Raw genomic sequence first — 22,353 nt, 5'->3', positions numbered from 1 at the left:
TTATAATGGCGAAGAAAATGTTTTTCGAGTATTTGTAAATTTAAACAAAAAATGTAAGTATTTGAAATAAAAACAATTATGTTTGAGCTGATTGGTTAAATATAGACAGCAATCTTTCTAAAGCATTTTCAGAATGCAATTGTTCACCATTGTTTAGAGTATCATTTAAAGCCTTTGCAGCTCTTTCCAGCATTCTTTTTTCAAAATAAGAAATAGCAGTTCTCCTGTCAGAAAATTGATTATTAGTTAAACAATCTGCCAATTCAAAAGCATCAAACATAGCCAAATTAGCACCTTTTCCTGCGAAAGGAGGCATTCTATGCGCTGCATCGCCAATCATGGTAAGGTTTTCTTGTGTTTTCCAAAACTGATTTTGAGAAAAATAATATTGCGGACGCGGTATGAAATACAGCTCATTGCTCTTAAAAAGTTCATGCCATTCAAAACTCCAATCTTTGTACACCTCTTTAAACCATTCAAAAATTTGCAAATTGTCTTTAAAATCCAAATCATTTTTGGCGATCCAGTTTTCGGGAATTTTGCTGCTGAGTAAAAACATCAATGAGCCGTCACCTTTTGTGCCATACATAATGGTTTGTTCATTTCCCATGGCAAGAACTTTTCCGCCTTTCGAAAACTCAAAAAGATTTGGAGCATTCTCCTTGGCGTTATAAATAGTGCCTTCAATCATCGTAATTCCAGAATAAATAGGTTTTTCTGTACTTACATAAGGACGTACTTTAGAATTTGCACCATCCGCAGCAATTACTAAATCGGCATATATATTTTTTCCATTTTTAAAATACACTCGCCAGCCTTCATTTTCTTTTTCCATTGAAATAAATTGACTGTCCCAAATAATGGTTCCGGGTATGAGAGAATCCAATAAAATATTTCGGAGTACCGAACGGTCTATTTCTGGGCGCGGTTTTGAAATATCTTGAAGCGAATCTTGATTGTTTTCTGAGTTTGTATGAGAAACACCTTTCTGAATATCATGTTCGTCAAATTTTAATTCGAAATTCTGATTCACAATTCGAGCTTTACTGGCGTTTGGTCTTATATTTTTATAAAAATCATTCAATAAATCGGCCTGTTTCATGGCTATCAAACCCGAATCTTCATGTAAGTCTAAAGGAGAACCCTGAACACGAACATCCGAGTTGAGGTCTCTCTCATAAACTGTCGCATCAATTTTTTGCAGCTGTAAAAGGCGGGCTAACATTAAACCGCCCATTCCGCCGCCAATAATGGCAACATGTTTATTTTCTAGTAACATAGTTTTGTATTTAAAATCTATGCCACAAAATTATTTGGATGAAAGAGCCGATAATAGTATAAATCGGTCGTTTTTGTTTTGAAATAACTCTTTTGGAAGCGAACCCGAAATCTTTTTGATTTCTTTGATAAAATGCGTCTGATCTGAAAAATTCTCTTCAGGAAATAATTTTCCTTTTGCAATATGTTCCAACGAAGCACGAAAACGAAGAATTGAACAATATCCTTTTAATGAAACCCCAAAATACTGATTAAAATATCGGTTGATCTGTCGGCTACTCCAATTAGCTTTTTCCGACAATTCTTTTACCGTCATGACTCCGTTGGTTTCGTAAATGAGTCTGAATAGTTTTTGTTTTCGATTATCGATTTCTTTTAATAATAAAGATTCAATTTTTGCAGAAGCTTTTTCGCAGAACAATTCAAAATTTTCCAAATCATTTTCGTTAAAATCCCAGAAATTATTTTCAAGCAGTTTTCCAGAATTTAAAAGATCTGCAATGCTTTCATGAAAAACATATTCAACAGCAGGAAGTTTAAAACTGATTGTAAAAGTGAGACTATTGGCGGGAATTTTTCCTTTTTCGTATTGCTGCGTTCCCAAACCTAGAAGTCTGATTTGAAAAGAAGTTTCGGCGGTTTTTATGAGTGACAAATCTATTCGACCGTCTGGAAGGCCAATTGTTTCTAAAGTTTGATCCGATTTATTTTCCATGCACCAAAAACTGTCCACAAAATCGGAGAGATTTTGAGACGATTTAATGGATTGATATTTTAAATCATGGATCATTTATCAAATTTAAAGCGAAATTATGCAATTCGCTACTCACTCTTGCAAAGAAAGAATAGCTATAAAATGGCTGTAAAGACGTTTTTAATTTCGAAAAAATAGCATTGAAAAACTTAACATTGGGTAAGTATCTGATTTTTAATTAAATATATCGTGTTTTTTGTTGCCATGAAAAACTTAACATTGGCGAATGTCTTTTTCAATCTATCTTTGTTTATTATTTTTTGATGTTAATTTAATGATTTAATAACATTAAAAATTAGTTAATCCAAAATAAATTTAATCAATTTCTTAAAATTAACAGAATAATGACAAAAGAAGTACTTGCTAATGAAATCGATCAAGAAGTAGAAGCTGCTCCAGTTATTTCAAACGAAGAGAAGGAACAAGATACCCCAGTTTCAGAAACCGAATCGACTGTAGAAATTTCAGAATCAAAACCAAAACCTAAAAGAGCTCCAAAAAAAGCTGCAACTGAAGAAGTAGTAGAAAATAAAGAAGTCGAAGTAGAAGAAGAGATTGTATCTGAAGCAGAAACATCTCAAGAAAATGAAGATCAGCCAAAATCTAAAAAAAATAAAAAGATGAAAGAAAAAGAAAAAGAGAAAAAGAAAAAAGCTGTTGCTAAGAAAAAAGAAAAAGCAAAAGACAAAAAGAAAGAGAAAGCTAAAAAAGCAAAACTAAAAGCTAAAGCTAAAAAGAAAGCCAAAGCTAAAAAAGCTAAAGAAAAAGCAAAGGCGAAAAAAATTGCTAAAAACAAAGCGAAACGATCTAAAGCAAAGAAAAATAAAAAGAAATAATAATAATTGTGAATTGTAAATTGTGAATTGTAAATGGTTAATTGTAAATTTTCCAAAGCAATCTTCAAGTAGAATTATAAAGCCACAGATTATAAGGGTTATTACAGATTTTTTTAATTTTTTTAATCCTTATAATCTGTGGCTATTTTTATTAGCAATCTTAGCATTTCACATTTGAAATTTCACAACTCACCATTCACAATTCTTTGACTTTTTTCTGCATCGCGAGTTTATCAATTTTCTGAAGAAATTCAGGGTCAAATTCAGAATAAGCTCTTAGTCTATATTTTTCGTCTCTAATCTTCATTACTAGACGAATTTTCTGCACCATCAGCCAGATAGGCTCATATCTTTTATGTCCTAATAAAAATTGAATCTTGAGTATAGGTAATTTTCTATGCGAAAGCGTCATCAATTCGATACAGATCATCCAGTATCGAATTGGGAGATTGGAATTTTCCATTACGGTTCCAGAGCGGAGACTAGTGCGGCAACCGCATTTGCGGCATTGAAATTTTAAATCATTCTGACGGAAAGAATGTGTATTATGTCCACATTTCCTGCACATGAGCCCGTTCTCTAAACGTTTGTTTTTGAGTTCTTCAATACAAGTTGCCTCATCAGAATACTTTTCAAAATAAGCGCGTAATTCCATTTATACAAATCCATTATTTACCTTCGAAATATAAAATATTTTAAAAGAAACGAATAACAATTTGTATAAAAAATAAAAAGGAATACTCCAACTATAGAATATTCCTTTTTACAAGGGGCAAAATTGTGTTATAATTTAGCAGCGATTTCTTTTTTGTACTTATTAAGGATAGATTTTGTCATACCTAAGTTAGCTTTTGTAGAATCTACGGCAAGGTAAATAAAGTATTCCTGATTGTCAGAAACGTCAATAATGTGAATTTGAGAACTTAGCGTAATCATGATATTGTCAATTACCTGACCAGTTAATCCTAAAGCTTTAATAGCGTTCATTTTTGCTTTTACTACTTCAAGATTATAAGCCGATGCTAATTCTGGATCAAAATCTGCTACTACAGATTGAGAATAGTATGACATACCGCTTGCAATTTCAGCTACAGAAACTGCGATGAACCCTGGGACGTTCTTTTTTAGGTCTTCCCCAAATTGCGTTAAAAAATCAGACATAATGTTAGAATTTTAGTTGTTGTAAATAAGATTGAATTGTTTTGGATAAAAACAAAATTAGGGATACAATATTATTTAATTATCCGTATTGCGTACCTTTTTTTATACATAATTAAAAAATAACACGAATCTGATAAAATCGGTTTATTTTGTTTTTTTTACTGAATTTGTTTTAAATTGAAAATGAAATATTTAAACCAAAAATGCTTCTGAAAATACGTTGTAGCGCATTTCAAAAGCATTCTTAATTAAGTGAAAAAATAATTTTTTACTTGATTTCTGTTATAAATTCTTCTTGAGCAGTTCTCACTTTTTTCAAGTTCACCAACCAGTCGTTTGCATCATCTCTGTATCCAAGAGGTAAAACCAAAACGCTTTTTAGTCCAAGTTCGTTTAAACCTAAAAGTTTGTCTACTTCAGCAGGAATAAAACCTTCCATTGGAGTTGCGTCTACTTGCTGTTCAGCTGCCGCAGCGATTGCGATACCAAACGAAATATAAGCTTGTTTTGCAGCATGGTTAGCATGCCATTCTTGTCCAAGAGGCTCGTACATACCCCATAGTCTCTGTTTGTATTCATCCATTGCATCAGCAGGAATTCCTCTTTCAGCAATTGTTTTATTAAATACAGCAGAAATCTTCTCTAAACTGTAACCATCCCAAGCAGCCCAAACCAAAACATGAGAAGCATCAGTAACTTGACTTTGATCAAAACTTACTGCTCTTAGTTTTTCTTTTACTTCTTGGTTTGTAATAACAAAGATTTTATAAGGTTGTAAACCAGAAGAAGAAGGCGCAAGTTTTGCAGCTTCAAGAATATAATCTACTTTTTCTTGCGGAACAGCTTGTCCGTTCATTTTTTTTGTAGCGTAACGCCACTTTAGTGCATCTATTAAGGCCATTTTTTTTAATTGATTAAAATTGTATTCAAATGTAAGTAGTTTAAGTGTATTTTTGTCATCTGATTACCAAAAGTAACTGTAACATCTAGGTAACCTACTAATATAACATGATAAAAGAACCAATACACGATAAAAAATCGTGCAATCAGCATATTATGGCCGTGCACGACGCCATGTATATTTTAAACGGAAGATGGAAAATCTCTATCATTGCATCACTTTGTTTTAATACATTGAGATTTACCGACTTGTTAAGAGAAGTTGAAGGCATTTCTGGAAAAATGCTAAGCAGAGAATTAAAGAATCTAGAAGAAAATCAGTTAGTAACGAGAACTGTTCTCAATACACAGCCTGTTACCGTTGAGTATGAATTAACAGAATACGGACATACATTAAAAGAAGTCATCGATTCTCTTGCGAAATGGGGGCACAACCACAGAAAGAAAATTACAGGAAAAGATTAGTTTTTGTCTTTTAGCTCAATTGCTTTCTGAAAAAAACCTTGACGTGTTAGATTTTGTTCTGCTTCTTCAATCGCTTTTAGAAGATTGTTTTGAGTATTGGTGATTTCGTTTAAAGCTTTTGTCATAATGCTCCAAACGGGCTGCATTTTAGTAACTAGTTCTTCTCCTTTTGCTGTTAAGATGATCAATCTCTTGCGTTCATCTTGTTTGTCTTTTTTAGAACTAATAATTTTCTCTTTTTCCAATTCCTTTAATAGACTGATGGTTGACGGATGACTGTAGCCAATTTCATTGGCAATTTCAACCACGCTCAACATTTCTTTTACGTGTAAAGTATAAATTACAGGAAACCATTTCGGTTCAAAATCAATATTAAAATAACTGTAAATCTGTGCGCCATCTTTGCGTAATTGTTCGCTAAGACGCTGCAAACGCGTTGATATGGCTAAAATTCCAATTTCGTCAATTATATTCATTTCTATGGATTTAAGTTTAAATGACAAAAAACATTGTCAGGTTTCATTAACGGAAAATCAACAGGAAGTGTTTCTTTTGGTATTGTTACAAAACTATTCTTTTCGTAAAAACGTAAGGCTGCCTGCAATAAAGTAACCGTTCCTAAATATAGGTCTTTAATTCCGTTTTCTTTGCTGTATTCAATTAATTGCTCCAATAATTGTTGGGCAATTTGAAATTCTTTTCCCCTGAATTCTTTCTTGACGAACATTTTTCTGATGGCTGCAGCTTCTGGATTAAATTTTACCAAAGCGATTGTACCGACCAATTTTTCGTCAATAAATGCACCCAAAAAAGTACCGCCCGATTTGAAATAAAAGTTTTGGATATCTAACAAATCTGGCTGATCTTCTAAAGTAATAGGTACATTGAATTCTTTTTGCTGAATGTTTAATATGAGATCTACGATTTCATTTTCGTACTCATTTTGTATAGGTTTAATCTGCATGGTTATTTCAAAAATTAAATATGAGTACAAAACTACGTAGTTAACTACATATATACAAGCAAAAAACTGCTGAAACCAGCAGTTTTAAGTGTTTTTTATGATTTAATTACAATTTTATTCCAGATTTTTATTCTTTAACTAATACGATAACAGCTTTATAGCCTGTTCCAACATTCCATTCGCTTGACGAAATAACCTGGCCTTTATCGTCATAAACCTTAAATTCGGCTGTGTTTGGAGAAGCAAAACCCTCGTTTAAAGCTTCAATGTCAATTTTATTGATTCCTTTTTCGAGATTTATTTTTACGCTTTTAAAATCGCCATTCAAAAAGACTTCAGGTTCAATAACTTTATCGTTCAAATATACTTTTACTTTATCGCCGTCTACAAAAGCTGCATCACGGTACATTATCGTAGAAGTAACGGCAGTAGTATTGAAATTGCCTAAAAACTGATTTCTTCTGTAAAATATCCCTTCGACATTAGCTTCTGGCTTATAAAGATTGGTGTTTTTAAATAATTCGTCTGGATTAACCTGCAACGGAGCTGGTTTTTCAATAGGCGCTGGCGGGTTTTCTTTAGGCGCTTCTTCTTTAGGCGGAATAACTTCTTTTACAGGAGATTTTTTTACCGGAATCGATTTGAATTTATTATCCAATTCCTGAGCAAAACTGTGCACTGAAAAAGAAACAAAGGCAATTATCAAAAATATTTTTTTCATGTTTTTATACTATTAATCTTGTGTGGTATTGATTTAAAAAATTAGATGCATCTTAATCTTTTATATATAAACATTTTATAAAACCAATTATTGCCTTATAAGAGGTTATTTTTCTAAAAATTAACTTTCTGCTTTGTTTTTTTTAAGTATAAATATACTTAATATAAAATCGTTTTTAAATACTTTGATGTGTTTTTAATATATTGATTGTTAATGTTTTATATTTGTATTTCAATCGAAAAAAATATGCTATGATTAAGTTAAGTTTGGCCTTACTTCTTTTTGCATTTGCTAGTTTTGCTCAGGGAAGTAAAAGTGATTCGGTTTTTAAAAAGCAAATTGAAGAGTATAATACTTCATTTGCAAATGCTTTTATAAAAGGAAATCAGGGCGATTTGGTAAAAGCTTATACAGATAAAACTATATTTATGCCAGAACACAGCAGACAGCGAGTTGGCAGCAAAACGATTCTAGACTTTTACAAACAATGGCTGAGTCAGGCAAAAATTACTACTTATGAAAGAAAAATTTTGGACCTGCAGGATTTTGGAAACTATGTTTTAGAGATTGGAACCTTCGCTGAAACTTTAAATCTAAACGAGCAAAATCCTTTTTCTTATGTCGGCAAATATGCGGTTTTATGGAAAAAGCCTTCCAATAGGAGCCTGCCTCCAACAATCGCCGCTGAAATTTGGGGATCTTCAAGTTATTTTGATGATAAAAAAATTCCTGAGATAGACGATACCGCAATTTTAAAGATTAAAGAATATATTCCGACAGATAAATTAACTTTAGAAGTAAAAGAAAGAAATAATAAAATAAAGGAATTGGTTCAAAATAGGCAAGGAGCAGAACACGCCAAAATGTTTATGACAGATGCCATGTATCTTACCTATTACACTCCGATTCTTTCGGGTGAAAAAGAAATTACAGATTATTTTGCCGAGCACGAAAAACCAGGAACTTTAAGTATTGATAAAATTTCGATTCTGACTTCTGAAATTATTTATGCCAGAACGGCAATTATAGAATTTGGGTTTTACAGTGTAGATTGGCGTGATGGTGATAATCATGGAAATGTAAAAGGAAAAAGCATCAATGTATGGAAAAAAGATAATAATGGAACATTGCTGCTTTTTCGCCAAATCGTAAATCATGATTAACTTTTTAGTTTGTTTAGAATAATGTTTCTTTTATCGATTTGTTGTTAATTGCTGATAATTTTCTATAATTTTGAACCCATCTTTATCATTTTTACACACGATGGGTCGATTACTTTGCATATTTTTTATTCTCACCACTTTTCATATTTATCCGCAATCTTCAACAAAAGAATGGATTGATAGCTTAAATACTATAGACAATCACGAAAAAAAAGTGGATTTAGCCCTAAAAATCGCTTCCCAACTTCAAGATTCTGATTGGGATAGAGCGATAAAATATGTAGAGCTGGCTGAAACAGAGGCAAAAAAAACAGACAAAGCCGATTTAGCTTTAGCTAAAGTTTATTTATCTGCTGGAGAAATTTACAGTTCAAAAGACGTACTAGATATAACCTTGCAATATTATTTAAAGGCTTATGAAATTTATAAAAGCAATAACATTGAAGATGAAATTGTTCAGGTAGAAAATAATTTAGCCATTACCTATGGAAAAACCAATAACCAAGAAAAAGCGCTCAAGTATTTCCTAAATGTATATCGTTATCAGAAATCTAAGAACCAGCCAGATAAACTGGTAAAAATATTAAACAACATTGGTACAACTTATCTTGGTAAAAGCTTAGATTCATCCCTGCATTATTATCATAAAGCCGATGCAATTGCAAAAAAACTAAAAAACAATACCTTGACAGTTTATGTGTACACCAATTTGGCTAGGGCTTATAGTTTAAAAAGAGATAAAAAAAATGCTGATTTATATTTTGAAAAAGCTTTTTCTCTAATAGATACTCCTATCGATGATTCACTAAAAGCCTTTGTTTTTGAATCGTTTTCCGAATATAATTTACAAGAAAAAAAACTGGATAAAGTCATTTTAAATGCGAAAAAGTCTTTAGAATATTCTCAAGGAAATCCATTTGGTTTTTCGAGTATGCGTTTGAATAAAATGCTTTATGAAGCCTATTTAAATATGGGTGATTATAAAAATGCGGTTTTTTATTTTCAGCAGTTCAATAAGATAAGTGATAGTATTAATATCGAACAAAAGGCCGTAAACCTGGAAAGAATAAAACTTGAGCAGGATTATAAAGTACGTAACCAAATACGAACTCTTGTTGAAGAGAAAACTAGATTTAAATATTACGTCGTTGGGCTAATATTAGTTATCGGAATATTGACTTTAATTCTTCTGCTTATCCGTTATCGAAATAGGAATATTAAAAATCAGCTAGAAAAAGAGAAGTTAAAAGCCAAACAGCAGGAATTGAATCAAAGCCTTGAAGCCAAAAATATGGTTTTGGTAGGCAAGGCTATGGCCGAAATTCACCGTACCGATAATATCAACGAAATCCTGACCGATCTTAAAAAAATCAAACTAAAAACAGCCAATAAAGAATTACAACAAGCAATTGATATTGTTTTGAAACGCTTGGAAAAAGATTTGAATGCCGATATCTGGAAAGAATTTGAAATTAGTTTTGAACAGGTTCATAAATCTTTCTTCGATAAACTGACCATCGATTATCCGACACTTACTCCAAAAGAGCGCCGACTTTGTGCGCTGCTTTATTTAGATTTAACTACAAAAGAAATTTCCCAAATTACAGGACAATCCTTTAAATCGATAGAAAATGCCAGAACCAGATTGCGCAAAAAATTCGATTTAACCAACGAAAAAGTAAATCTTTCCACTTATCTGAACAGTTTTAAAGGTGATTCACTGTAAAATAATTTTAATTGTAACTGTTTGATATAATTGTTTTTAATTTAAAATGAGTGTTTTCTGAGTGTTCTATTTCTGTCTGCGAGTGTTTTTGCATTAGTCCTTTTTTTTCGAGCCTTATAGCGTCCGTCTATTTTTACCAAACCATTATCAAAAACAAGTTTGGATGAATACCACGAAAAAAGAAGAACCGAATAAAAGTTTAGATGAGCTTTTAGAAGAAACAAAAACAAAGAAGAGTGCGCTCTTAAAAATTCTACAAAAAATAACGAAAGCAAGTTCTAAGAATCAACCGCCGAATTGATTCTAAGGACTTGCTTTTGTGGTTTTCTGCGAACCATCATATCTATTAACTCGCAGCCTTAATACTAATTTTAAATTAAAAAAAATGAACCAGATTTACTCTAAACCCAGGTATTTGTTTCTTTTGTTAGGTTTCTTGATCTGTTCCGTCGGAATGGCTCAGTCTCCTTTTCCAAAAAACAAAACATCTAATGCGCAGACGGCCATGCAATCGCCAGCTGCTAATCAGAAAAAGAATCAAGTTTATCAGAAAAACAACGATTCAAATGTTAACCAAGAGGATGAAGCCAATACTCTTTTAACGCAAAAAAACATAAACGGAAAAGCGCTTTCGCAGGAAGAAAGTGATGATGTAAATAAGAGATTAAAAGCAAGCCAGAAGCTTTTTGATAAAAGCCAAAGCGCTTCAACAGCTAAGAATGTTCAAACTACAGACAGTACAAAAGTGAGATCTTTTGCAAAATCATCTAATTTGACTATCCGCAATGTATTTGAAGTTAAAAGAGCAGATTTTGAACTTTCGAATGCAGACAAAATGCAATTAAGATCGGTTTCTGATAAACATGGCAGAAGTTTGGCAACGTATCAGCAAATGCATAATGCTGTGCCTGTAGAAGGTGCTATTTATAAAGTAAGAGATAACAAGAGTAAAATTGAAGCATTTGGGCATATCAGTAAAAAATTGCCTGCAAACAGTAATTACAAAGTAAACGCGTCGGCTGCTTTACAAAACGCATTAAATACTGTAAATGCTAAAGAGTACGTTTGGCAAAGCAAAAAATTATCGTCTTTAGTCCATAAAAAAATCAGTACAAAACCGCAAGGAGAATTGGTTTATGTGGGACCTAATTTTTCTTCTGAATTGACAGAATACCATTTGGCATGGAAATACGATGTTTTCGCTACAAATCCGCAGTCAAGTCAGACCATTTATGTTGATGCTAATACAGGGAAAGTCATTTTAAAAATTGACTTAAGCAGAGATCTTCATTCGTCTTCTTCACCTTTTGCTGATGGAAGAAGTGCAGTAGGTAAAGGAAAAGCAAGGTTCTCAGGAGATGTTACTTTTGGAACAACTCAATATTCAGATGGTTATAGATTGGAAACTTTGGAAGGAAAATACAAAGTGCCAATTTATACTTTGAATATGAATCATGCAGAGCACGCATCAGATGAAGTGCTTACAGAATATATCGATGAGGATAATAATTGGAATGATTTATACAACAAAGATCACGATGAAGTGGCAATTGATATTCATTGGGGATTACAAAAGACTTTAAACTATTACGAAGAAAAATTTAACCGAAATAGTGTCGATGACAAAGGAATGACCATTTTTGGTCTTGCTCACTTAGGAACCAATGTAGAAAATGCCTCTTGGACAGGAGGATGGGCGCAGTTTGGAGATGGTAAAAACCAGCCTTTTGTAAGTTTGGCAATTACAGGACACGAATTAACACACGCCGTAACACAATTTTCTGCAGGATTAATTTACCAAGGAGAATCGGGTGCAATGAACGAATCTTTTAGTGATATTTTTGGTGTTTCTATCGAATTTTACGCTGGAAGAGATACTAAAAATGATATCTGGCTTTTGGGAGATGAATTGTATTCTCACGGAAGTTTAAGAAGTATGGCTAATCCAAAAGCTCAAGGTCAGCCTGATACATACGGAGGAACAAATTGGGTAAATCCAGCCAATACATCTTATGATAATGGAGGTGTGCACATTAACAGCGGTATTACCAATTATTGGTTTTATCTTTTAGCTGAAGGTGGAGAAGGAGTTAATGACCTTAACAACAGTTATACTGTTAAACCGATTGGTTTAGCTAAAGCTGAAAAGATTGCGTACTTGGCATTGACAGAATATTTATCACCGTCTTCAAATTTTAGCGACATGCGTCAGGCAACTTTGATGGCTGTAGAAGATTTATACGGTCTAGGTTCTGAAGAGTTTAAACAAGTAACTAATGCTTGGTATGCGATTGGTGTAGGTACCGCTTATGCGGATAGACAAATAACGATTGTTTCGGTAGAAAATCCTTCAGCGTCTTGCGGGCCATTAAAAGGAGAAGAGCCTTTTTATATTACACTAAGAAATACAGGAACTGCTGTAATTAAAGCGGATGAAGTTTTAAATTTCAAACTAAGAGCCATGGCAAGCGCACTTGGCAGACTCATTACTTTTTATACCAACGACGGTAAAGTTCCTTTTGCTAAAGATTTAGGAATTGGAGAAGAAACAACTATTGCAATAAAAAGCAAAATACCATATCAAATAAATGCGACGAGCTACGTAGAAGTTAAAGTAGATCTTGATCCTATTGTAGATTTTGGTGTTAAAGAGGGATATTCTTTTGTTACAGGCATATATGTTGCCACTGCACAAAAAGATTTTGATATCAAAGCAACGGCTTTAGATCTTCCAATGTATACAGGAGATTTACTTACAACAAGTTATACTCCAGCTATTACGATTTTTAATTTAGGCTGTCAAGATATTCCAGCAGGAACTGTTTTAAAAATTGGATATGCCGATACAAAAGCAGGAAGCACAACGATTTGGAAAGATGTAACATTGCAGACTGCTTTCAAAGGAAATTCGGAAATGAAAATAGCTTTTGATACTGCTGTCGATTTATCAGCGGCGGGTTTACACACTTACGAAGCTTATGTAACTTATGATAAAGATCCGATTACAACAAATAATAGTATTATAAATGCTGCTTACAGCGATATTATAACACAATTTCCTTATACTGAAGGATTCGAGAGAACGCCTGGAGGATGGAACACAAAAGCGTTAAGCGGAAATCAGAAGTTTTTATTTCAAAATTATCCTGCGTCTTTTAGAACGGTTAAATCACAATACATGTGGGGAATGGTTGACTTTAAGGGAACTGAAAGAATGGGACTTAATTCTGATTTCGTTTTAGAATCGCCAATCTTTGATTTTACCAATGTGGTTTCTCCGTATGTGGAGTTCGATTTGTATTATTTATTGCATAGAACGTATGATGGTTTAATTGTTGAATATTCTGAAGATAAAGGTAAAAGCTGGAAAAAAATAAATACAGTTAATTATCCGGAAATAGAACATAATAATGATTTATTAGATGGAGGTTGGTTTACGGGAGTAAATAATAGTTTGAAAAAAGATCCGTACCAAATTCGGTTAAATGAATTGGCAGGAAAAAAAGTGGCTATTCGTTTCCACGTAAAATCAGACGACTATTATGATGGATTCTTAGGCGGATTTATAGATAACATTTTGGTAAGCGATGCGCCTTATGATTTAGAAGTTGTGTCGGCACAAGTTGACGCTGGTAAATGTGATATCAACAATAATAATGCTGCAGTAGTTGCCAAAATAACAAACAATTTTGCTACAGCAAGTCAGGAAGTTAATATTACAACTAAAGTTCTTGATGCAGCAAAAGTCGAAGTTTTTTCAAAAATCGAAAAAACAACTTTAAACTTCGCTAGGTTTAAAGACACAATAAACTATTCTATTCCTAATATTAATTTGAAGAATGTTGGAGAGTATACAATTTCGGTTTCTGTTTTTCCTGTAGATATGGCAAAAGACCTTAAACAAGGAAATAATGCTGTCACATTAACGTACGATAATTGGAATAACGAAGACATGAAAGTTTCTGTACTTCCGTATAAAATGGACTTTGAAGACGCTTCTAAATACAAAGGATGGAGAACTTCTGAGAATAAAGGTTCTGCAGGATGGAAACATGGCGTGCGTGCAGATTTAGGTTCTCCTGGATGGTTTATTGCAGATCATACCAAATTTATGGCAAGTAATGATGACAAATGCAATTGCGATGCTTCAAACGATATGCTGGTTTCTCCCGTATTTGATTTAACCAATTACAAAGAAGCGCATTTATCATTTGATGGTTTTGGAGATCCTCAGCAATGGTCAGATGGTTTTGTAAAAGTAAGTACCGATGGCGGAACAACTTGGAAAGAAGTATTTAAAATGCCTTATTATGGCGCTTGGTTTGGTTATAATGTTGATTTAAGTGCTTACGCCGGAAATTCTTGTGTGCAAGTTGCTTTTCAACAAAATGACAATGGCTTTTTTGCGAATGGTTTTGCGGTGGATAATATTGAAATTACACCAACTAAAAGTAATTTACAGCTTTCGAATTTAGTTGTAGGCGAAACAGTTTATGAAGATGTACCTACGCATGAGTTTTATATTGATGCAAGAAATGTAGCTTATAAAACATTGGAAAAAGTTACGCTTAAATATCAAATTCTTCAGAACGGAAATGCTATTGGCGAACCAGTTTCATTAGAAAGAACGAAAACAATCCGACAAGGTGAAACTCTTGTTTATAAAATAGACGGTCTTTCAAAATTAGCTGCTGGCAATTACGAAATTAAAGTGCAGGCAACTGCCGATGGAGAGCTAGATACGAATATTAAAAGTCTTACGGCATCTTTTCAAGTTGCTGAAAAAGCGCTAGAATTAAGCACAGAGAATTTCTCTAGCCTAACACAAGGTTCAATATTTGGATCAAAAGGATTTATTTCTAATCAAAGTGATGAAAATTACCCTTGGAGAGCGGTTACAACTCCAGATAATATCAATTTGACACTTCCTTTAAAAAACCGTTCGGGAGATACTAACGGAAAACTATTATACAGTCAATTAGAAGGCTATTATTACTATAGCGAATTAATTTCTCCACTTTACAAACTGTCTGAAAGTACTACGGCTTTAGAGTTTTATTACGCTTTGCAGAGCAATGTTAATGATGCTTTAATTGTAGATATTAAGCCAGTTGGCGGAGAATGGACTGAAGCTTGGAGAGCGACTAGTCAAGGAACTTATGTAGATACTGAATGGCAAAAAGCAGTTTTAAACATTACAAAATACGCTGGAAAATCAGTATTGTTCCGTTTTAGACATGCAAAATCAGATGGATATTCTTATATGGTTTTAGACGATCTTAAAGTAATGAGTGAGGCTGTTTTAGATGTTTCTGTTCAAATTTTATCTCCAAAAGATATTTGTGGCAATAGCGAAGTAAAAGTTAGGCTGACAAATGAAGGACAAGTTGCTATTAAAGAAAATTCTATCCAATTAGATTTGGAGTACAGTAATACATCAGAAAAAATCTCAGAAGCCATTGCATCAGGAATTCCGGTTGGCGAAAGCATCGATTATACTTTTATCAAACAGCCTAAATTAGATGATTCTGGAGATTCTCATGTATTTGCCGTAAATGCAAAAATGGAAAACGATGCTATCGAATCAAACAATAGTATCAAGAATTATGTATACCAAGGCGTACCGTCAGATTTTAAAATATTTGACGCTTCAGTTATCCATGCTTATGCAGGTAAAAGTGTATTTCTGGATGCAGAGAGAAACATTGCTGCTAAAGAGTTAGAAGCAACTTCATATAAATGGAGTTCAGGTGAAAGCACCAATTCTATAAATGTTGATAAAGCAGGAGATTATACTGTAACGGCAACATTAGAAAACGGATGCAGTCTTACTGAAAAAGTAACTGTGATATTTGATACTTTCGAATCTGAACTTGTAAGCGGAGATGTTTGTGGTCCAGAAGTAGTTTTAAATCCTGGAAATTATGCTGCTTACGAATGGTTTGATGGTTCTACAGATCCAACTTTCAAAACAACAGAAAGCGGAGATTATTACGTAACGGTTTACAACGAACACGGATTAGGAAAAATTTTCACAACAACAATCAATGTTCTTGAAAACACAGTTCCAGAAATTCAAGCATTAGAAGGAAATAAAATTACAGCTTCTGCTGATTCTGAGGGTTATCAGTGGTATTTAAACGGAAGAATTATTCCTAATGCAACCGAAAAAATGGTTTCTACAATTTGGGAAGGAACGTATACTCTACAAGTAACAAATACACATGGTTGTACAAGTATGTCTGCTCCAATAGATTCTAAAGGTCTTCTTATTGGAAAATTGACAAATTCTTTCAGAGTGTTCCCAAATCCAGCTGCAGATAATGTAAACATCTTCTTGGCTGAAAAAGCTGAAGGCGAAGCTGAAATGAAAATTTACTCTATGGAAGGAAATGCGGTTTGGAGTAAAACCTATTCTGCTGTTCCATCAAGTGTAAATGTTAGTCAGCTTACGACAGGAGTTTATATTTTAGATTGTACCGTACAAGGCAAAAAGTACACAGCTAAGATTATTAAAAAGTAACAAATTATAGATAGAAACGGCAGTTCTCATGTAGAGCTGCCCTTCTTAAAAAAAACGAAAAATACGATGAAAAAATCAAAGCTAATAATCTGTGCATTGTTTATGTGTGCAGGTGTAATGGCTCAAACCGAAAAGGTCAAACTGGGCGTAAAAGCAGGATTGAATATTTCGAGCCTAACATTTGATGAAAACGAATTGGATTCATCTAGTAAAACAGGATTTACAGCAGGATTAATGGCAGAAATTCCTTTGGCAAAAAACTTTTCGGTACAACCAGAATTATTGTATAGCCAGCAGGGAATGAAATTATCTTATTCTGATCCAGAAGTACAAAACTCACATTACAAAAGCACAATTGCCTTAAATTATTTAAACATTCCAGTAATGTTAAAATATTATGTGGCGAAAGGTTTAAGCATTCAAGCGGGACCTCAAGTCGGAATTCTGTTGAAAGCAAACAATAAATACCAAGACAATTTTTTAGGTTACGATAACCATGAAAAAATGGATTTAAAAGACTATTCAAACGGAGTAGATGCTTCAGTAAATTTCGGATTGGGTTATCAGTTTAGCAATTTCTATGCAGATGCAAGATATAATTTGTCGTATGCCAATGTGTTTAAAGATGTTACGGCAAACACAAATTATGTTATCAACAGCGATATGAAGAATAAAGTTTTTCAAATAACAATCGGTTATTTTTTTAAATAGAGTTAGTAACACCTTCATAACTGTTTTAAAACCACTCTTTTTTAAGAGTGGTTTTTTGTTTTTATCTTCCCTATCGTATTGATATTAAAAAAAAAAATTGGTAAATCGTTTTTAATGTTTTTAAGAGTTGGTGTTTGAACTGTTTTTTAATAAGTTATGGATTATTTTCCCCTCGTTGGTGAAATGATATGATAATCTGTTCCCTGCAACTCTTCTCTGGAGAACTCCTCGATCAAGCAAAACCTGTACGTTAGTGTAATCTTTTACTTTGGATAATATTACCATGCCATGACTGTTTTTCTCTAAACTTTCAATTGAATCAAATTGTGCTGCATTTAAGTTATCAGTAATTTTTAATAACTGCGTCGTTTCAATTTCAGATAGTTGTGCTTTATTTATCAATCCTTTAATTAAAAATCTATAACTAATAGTATCATCATCTTGAATGTGTATATCTGGTGCATTATCTTTCTTTAAGTCATTTATTCTTTTTAAGATAACATTTTGCTGTTCTTTTTCATTTAAAGCTTGTTTTGCGATCTGCAAAGAATGATTAAGACCATCAACAGTAACTTTGTTCGATTCGTTAATTTGCTTGATACTATCTTGCAAATTATTATTGTTTTCCTTAAGAGCTTCAATTTGACTCATAAATTCTTGTATAGTTTGTGTCCCAGATTCCTCGCTTTTTAATAAAAATTCCGCTTTGGCAACTTTTGTCTTTTCAACTACTTCATGTTTTTTTGAAGCGTAGCGTTTAGTTATCCTTGCGTCTTTAGTTGGTTCTAAGTCTTTATCAATTTCCAGCATTATTTTAGGAATTAATAATGTGTAAAATGTTGCAATTACAATTGGGAAAAAGATTGCCCAGAAAGAACAATATTCATGGTTAATCACAATAATTTTATTTTCGATTGATGTTTTTGAAAAAAGTAATAGACAAATTGGTCGCCAATTATAAAATACAAATGACCATAGGAATGCGCCAGATATGGGGTTTTTTAATCTTTCTTTGGTTGAGTCAATAAAGTCTTTAATTAAATCAGCTAAGGTCATTGGTTAGTTTTAATTGCACAAACATAAGTAAATAGCAAATTAAATTGTAAAAATAATAGTATCATATAAAAAACAAATAAAAAAAATACAAAGATAATTATATCTTTACCCCAGATTTTGGTCTGCTTTTTTCAATCTGAAATAAGCAGTTAAAAGGGAATCAGGTGCAAATCCTGAACAGACCCGCTACTGTAAGTTCTACACAAAGTCTTTAAACATACTAATGCCATTGTTCCATTTTAGGGGTGAGAAGGCCGTTTAAAGATAGAATAAGTCAGGAGACCTGCCACGATCACATAGTTTAAAACTTTCGTGGTATGAAGTTGATGACAAGATAATAACCTGCTATTCTATAGTAGGATTACTACTGTTGTATAATTACTGCATCACACAAAGTTTATTTAATTAAATCGTGATGTGTAATTTGAAGAAAACTTTATTTTCTGCTTTTTTAGTACTTTTTCCTTTTTTGCTTCATTCGCAAGCAGTGACTGATAGTTCGCGTGTTTTAAAAGAAGTTATTTTAAAAGGAAAACCTTATCAGGAAGTTATTCCCGTGCAAAGTCTTTCGGGTGTTCTGCTCGAAAATCTTTCTAGTCACAATGTTGCCGATGCGCTTCGTTATTTTGCGGGAACGCAAATTAAAGATTATGGCGGAGTCGGCGGACTCAAAACGGTTGATGTTCGTAATATGGGAACGCATCATGTTGGTGTTTTTTATGACGGAATTCAGCTTGGAAATGCGCAAAACGGCGTAACCGATTTAGGGAAATATTCGCTTGATGATATGGAATCGCTTACGATGTATAATGGACAGAAAAGCGAAATCTTTCAGTCGGCAAAAGACTTTGCATCAGCTTCGACTATTTATTTGCGAACCAAACGTCCTGTTTTTACAGGCAATAAAAAAACAAATCTGCTGGTTCGTTACAAAACAATGTCTATCAATTACCATGATCCTTCTTTTAGATGGGAACAAAAACTGAGCGATAAAGTCAGCATGAGCGTAAGTTCTGAATACATCAAATCAAACGGACAATATAAATTTAGATATAAAAGAAAAAATCAAGATGGAAGTATTGCCTACGATACTACAGCTACACGATGGAACAGTGATATAGAAGCATTCCGATTTGAATCTGGTTTGTATGGAAAAATAAATAAAGGAACTTGGGATGCAAAAGTATATTATTATGATTCTGAACGCGGTGCACCAGGAGCCATTGTAGAAAATAAGTTTAAAGACGGTTTTAGACAATTTGACAAAAACTTTTTTGGACAATCTTCTCTAACAAAAGATGTTTCAGATAAATATAAATTTCAGCTAAAAGGAAAATTTGCCTACGATTACACGCATTATATTGCACGAGATACGACAAACGTTTTAGGTGAAACCGTAACAGAAGGCGCACAATCAGATGATAGTTATTATCAGCAGGAAGCTTATTTCTCCGCAGTTAATATGTATAGCATTTTACCCACTTGGGATGTTTCGCTTTCAACCGATTTTCAATACAATAAATTAAATGCGACAAGAAGAGGAATCCAAACACAATTCTCTTTTCCACAGCGTTATACAGCCCTTGTTTCTCTAGCAACTTCGTATCGATATGAAGGTTTTAAAGTTTTAGGAAATGTGTTAGGAACTCGTGTCATTGAGGAAGTAAAATACAATGCCAAAGCACCCAATAAAACCGAATTTACTCCCGCTATATTTTTGGGTTATACTCCGTTTAAGAAATACGATTTCAATTTAAGGGCGTTTGCCAAACGCATTTTCAGAATGCCAACTTTCAACGATTTGTATTATACCATGATTGGTTCAAGCACTTTGAGACCCGAATACATGAATCAGTACGATGTTGGGTTTACGTATAATTTCCCTGTAAAGGAAAGCTTTTTTGATAGATTCTCTTTTCAAGCAGATGCTTATTATACCAATACAAAAGACAAAATTGTTGCCGCTCCAACTGGAAATTTATTTCGCTGGATGATGACGAATATCGGACAGGTAAAAGGAAAAGGAATTGAAACGGTTCTAAATATGGGAACTCATTTTAATAAGCTAAAACTAGATGCCAATTTAACATACACATATTCTCAAAGTCAGGATTTTACAAAGTTTGTTGGTTTAGAAATGTCCTCTTACGGAGATCAGATTCCGTACACGCCTTGGCATAGCGGATCTGGAATTTTAAACGCCAATTACGAATCTTGGAACTTCAATTACAGCTTCATTTATGTCGGAAAACGCTATAACGGCAATGTCAATAATATCAAAGTAAACGAAGTACAGCCTTGGTACACGCACGATTTGGCGGTTCAGAAATATTTCGCATTCAAAAATTACAAATTAAACGGAACGATTGAAGTCAACAACGCTTTCAATCAGCAATATGAAGTCATCTACAATTATCCGATGCCGGGGCGAACATTCAAATTTATAATCAGTTTTGAGTTATGAAAAAGAGCTTTTTAAAAATACTATTTGGTTTAAGCATATCTGTTTTGTTGGTTTCCTGCCGTGAAGACGAAACCGTATTTCTTTCTTCTGATGCAGCTGTTGCCGCGCCAAGAAGTGACGGAAATATTGAAGGTTTCTATCTTTTAAACGAAGGAAATATGGGAATGAACCGAGCTAGTCTGGATGTTTTTAATTACCGAACAGGAAATTATACTACAGATGTATATTCAGAACGAAATCCGAGTGTGGTAAAAGAATTGGGAGATGTTGGAAACGATATTAAAATTTATGGAAACAAGGTTTATGCAGTTATAAATTGCTCCAACAAAGTTGAGGTTTTAGAAAAATGGACGGCAAAACGCATCAAAAAAATAGATATTCCCAATTGTCGTTATGTGGCTTTTTATAAAGACAAAGCCTATGTAAGTTCGTATTCGGGGCCAGTTGCCATAAATCCGAATGCAGAAATCGGGTTTGTGGCCGAAATAGATACTACTTCATTAGAAATAAAAAGAAAAGTAACCGTTGGCTATCAGCCTGAACAAATGGTTATTCATAACGGAAAATTGTATGTCGCGAATTCTGGCGGTTACAGAGTTCCGAATTACGATAGAACCGTTTCAGTTATTGATCTGGCGACTTTCACAGAAATCAAAAAAATAGATGTGGGCATCAATTTGTACAGCATGCAAATTGACAGTCGAGGCGATATTTATGTGAGTTCACGAGGTGATTATTACAACACGCCATCCAATCTTTTTGTGATTGATACAAAGACTGACGAAAAGAAAATGCAACTCGATATTCCCGTTTCTGGAACCTGTCTAGTCGATGATTTGTTGTATTACTACAGCGTTTCTTGGAGTTACTTATCAGGTAGTAATAAAGTGAGTTACGGAATTTTAGATACTAAAACTAAAAAAGTAATTACCAATCAGATTATTACGGATGGAACCGATAAAAAAATCATGATTCCGTACGGACTTCAAGTGAATCCAGAAACCAAAGAAATCTACATTACCGATGCGCAAAACTATGTCGTAACAGGTTATATCTACTGTTTTACGCCAGATGGAAAACTAAAATGGAAAACAACCGCAGGGAATATTCCTGCTCATATTGCTTTTATAACTAAAAATTAAAAATTAAAAATGGTGAATAAAGACCTTTTAAAAATCGCTATGTTTTTAATTCTTTTCTTGGGATTTGCCTCTTGCGATAAGGATAATGATAGCGAAGAAGATTTGCTTCCAGCAGAAGTGCTGAAAGAATCGTACACAATTGACCGCTTTAAAGTCCTGAATATTGCTGCAAACCTTCCAAGCTCAGCAAAACTGATTTGGAGTATTAAAGATTCGATTATTTCAGAAAATGCAGATTTAGATTTTATAAGTCCGTTTCAGAAAAATTATCCGCTGACTTTAAAAGTTGAGATAAACGGAGAAACCAAGATTTACAACTCATCAATAAATGTCACAAAGGAAACAGGAACGTACAGTAAATATATTTCTAATGTATTTGATTTTCGTCCCGCAGTTGGATTCATAAATTATCAATTTCTCAAAAAGAATGCGATGAGTCAATGTATTGGTTAGAAATATTAATTGCGACAAATTATATTTCCAAAGCTG

General features: G+C 33.3%; 17 protein-coding genes, 1 pseudogene and 1 riboswitch. Of the genes and pseudogenes, 9 read left to right on the top strand and 9 right to left on the bottom strand.

The features are described 5' to 3' along the window. Nucleotides 1–76: 76 nt before the first annotated feature. On the bottom strand, nt 77–1,279 hold the full coding sequence (locus ABXT06_RS14870) for an FAD-dependent oxidoreductase (protein ID WP_354591447.1): 1,203 nt from the start codon (nt 1,277–1,279) through the stop codon (nt 77–79). 30 nt (nt 1,280–1,309) lie between these two features. Further along, entirely contained in the window at nt 1,310–2,068 is a 759-nt protein-coding gene (locus ABXT06_RS14865; protein ID WP_354591446.1) for a helix-turn-helix domain-containing protein, read from the bottom strand. Between the two features lie 308 nt (nt 2,069–2,376). On the opposite strand from ABXT06_RS14865, the gene ABXT06_RS14860 reads away from it, so the two are divergent. Further along, nucleotides 2,377–2,868 (top strand): hypothetical protein, encoded by a 492-nt coding sequence (locus tag ABXT06_RS14860; protein ID WP_354591445.1) that lies wholly within the window; start codon nt 2,377–2,379, stop codon nt 2,866–2,868. A 232-nt stretch (nt 2,869–3,100) separates the two neighbouring features. Here the strand turns inward: ABXT06_RS14860 and ABXT06_RS14855 are convergent. From ABXT06_RS14855 to ABXT06_RS14845, 3 genes and pseudogenes are all read right to left on the bottom strand, one after another. Further along, nucleotides 3,101–3,523, bottom strand: a pseudogene (locus ABXT06_RS14855) (IS1595 family transposase); the annotation flags it as partial. A 128-nt stretch (nt 3,524–3,651) separates the two neighbouring features. Then, nucleotides 3,652–4,029 carry a hypothetical protein gene (locus tag ABXT06_RS14850; RefSeq protein WP_354591444.1) on the bottom strand — a complete coding sequence of 126 codons (378 nt, stop codon included), beginning with the start codon at nt 4,027–4,029 and terminating at the stop codon, nt 3,652–3,654. 268 nt (nt 4,030–4,297) lie between these two features. Then, a complete protein-coding gene (locus ABXT06_RS14845; RefSeq protein ID WP_354591443.1) occupies nt 4,298–4,930 on the bottom strand; it encodes a nitroreductase family protein in 633 nt (210 codons plus the stop codon). A gap of 107 nt (nt 4,931–5,037) precedes the next feature. Here ABXT06_RS14845 and ABXT06_RS14840 point away from each other — a divergent pair, with 107 nt between their 5' ends. Next, on the top strand, nt 5,038–5,394 hold the full coding sequence (locus tag ABXT06_RS14840) for a winged helix-turn-helix transcriptional regulator (RefSeq protein WP_035690806.1): 357 nt from the start codon (nt 5,038–5,040) through the stop codon (nt 5,392–5,394). Here ABXT06_RS14840 and ABXT06_RS14835 read toward each other — a convergent pair. From ABXT06_RS14835 to ABXT06_RS14825, 3 genes are all read right to left on the bottom strand, one after another. Further along, complete coding sequence (locus tag ABXT06_RS14835) at nt 5,391–5,870, bottom strand: MarR family winged helix-turn-helix transcriptional regulator (protein ID WP_354591442.1); 480 nt, start codon at nt 5,868–5,870, stop codon at nt 5,391–5,393. The two genes, ABXT06_RS14840 and ABXT06_RS14835, sit on opposite strands and share 4 nt — an antisense overlap. 2 nt (nt 5,871–5,872) lie before the next feature. Further along, complete coding sequence (locus ABXT06_RS14830; RefSeq protein ID WP_354591441.1) at nt 5,873–6,358, bottom strand: GNAT family N-acetyltransferase; 486 nt, start codon at nt 6,356–6,358, stop codon at nt 5,873–5,875. 127 nt (nt 6,359–6,485) lie between these two features. After that, entirely contained in the window at nt 6,486–7,079 is a 594-nt protein-coding gene (locus tag ABXT06_RS14825) for a hypothetical protein (RefSeq protein WP_354591440.1), read from the bottom strand. 251 nt (nt 7,080–7,330) lie between these two features. Between ABXT06_RS14825 and ABXT06_RS14820 the strand changes: the two genes are divergently transcribed. The 4 genes from ABXT06_RS14820 to ABXT06_RS14805 all read left to right on the top strand — a co-directional run bounded on the left by ABXT06_RS14820 (nt 7,331) and on the right by ABXT06_RS14805 (nt 17,202). After that, nucleotides 7,331–8,242 (top strand): YybH family protein, encoded by a 912-nt coding sequence (locus tag ABXT06_RS14820; protein WP_354591439.1) that lies wholly within the window; start codon nt 7,331–7,333, stop codon nt 8,240–8,242. A 100-nt stretch (nt 8,243–8,342) separates the two neighbouring features. Next, complete coding sequence (locus ABXT06_RS14815) at nt 8,343–9,968, top strand: tetratricopeptide repeat protein (RefSeq protein ID WP_354591438.1); 1,626 nt, start codon at nt 8,343–8,345, stop codon at nt 9,966–9,968. Between the two features lie 385 nt (nt 9,969–10,353). Then, nucleotides 10,354–16,491 (top strand): M4 family metallopeptidase, encoded by a 6,138-nt coding sequence (locus ABXT06_RS14810; protein WP_354591437.1) that lies wholly within the window; start codon nt 10,354–10,356, stop codon nt 16,489–16,491. Between the two features lie 66 nt (nt 16,492–16,557). Then, the gene (locus ABXT06_RS14805; protein ID WP_354591436.1) at nt 16,558–17,202 is read left to right on the top strand and encodes a porin family protein; all 645 of its coding nucleotides are present in this window, start codon (nt 16,558–16,560) and stop codon (nt 17,200–17,202) included. Between the two features lie 120 nt (nt 17,203–17,322). Here the strand turns inward: ABXT06_RS14805 and ABXT06_RS14800 are convergent, their stop codons facing one another. Then, complete coding sequence (locus ABXT06_RS14800; RefSeq protein ID WP_354591435.1) at nt 17,323–18,258, bottom strand: hypothetical protein; 936 nt, start codon at nt 18,256–18,258, stop codon at nt 17,323–17,325. Between the two features lie 101 nt (nt 18,259–18,359). Next, nucleotides 18,360–18,563: riboswitch (cobalamin riboswitch) on the top strand. 110 nt (nt 18,564–18,673) lie between these two features. On the opposite strand from ABXT06_RS14800, the gene ABXT06_RS14795 reads away from it, so the two are divergent. The 3 genes from ABXT06_RS14795 to ABXT06_RS14785 all read left to right on the top strand — a co-directional run. After that, on the top strand, nt 18,674–20,722 hold the full coding sequence (locus ABXT06_RS14795) for a TonB-dependent receptor (RefSeq protein ID WP_502909048.1): 2,049 nt from the start codon (nt 18,674–18,676) through the stop codon (nt 20,720–20,722). After that, the gene (locus ABXT06_RS14790) at nt 20,719–21,864 is read left to right on the top strand and encodes a YncE family protein (protein WP_354591433.1); all 1,146 of its coding nucleotides are present in this window, start codon (nt 20,719–20,721) and stop codon (nt 21,862–21,864) included. Before ABXT06_RS14795 ends, ABXT06_RS14790 begins: the two co-directional genes overlap by 4 nt. Before the next feature lie 398 nt (nt 21,865–22,262). Then, the coding region (locus ABXT06_RS14785) for a four helix bundle protein (RefSeq protein WP_354591589.1) at nt 22,263–22,353 on the top strand (91 nt) is incomplete at its 3' end.

The organism is Flavobacterium sp. UW10123, from assembly GCF_040538975.1.
Classification (GTDB): domain Bacteria; phylum Bacteroidota; class Bacteroidia; order Flavobacteriales; family Flavobacteriaceae; genus Flavobacterium.
This window is presented reverse-complemented; position numbering and strand designations above follow the sequence as displayed.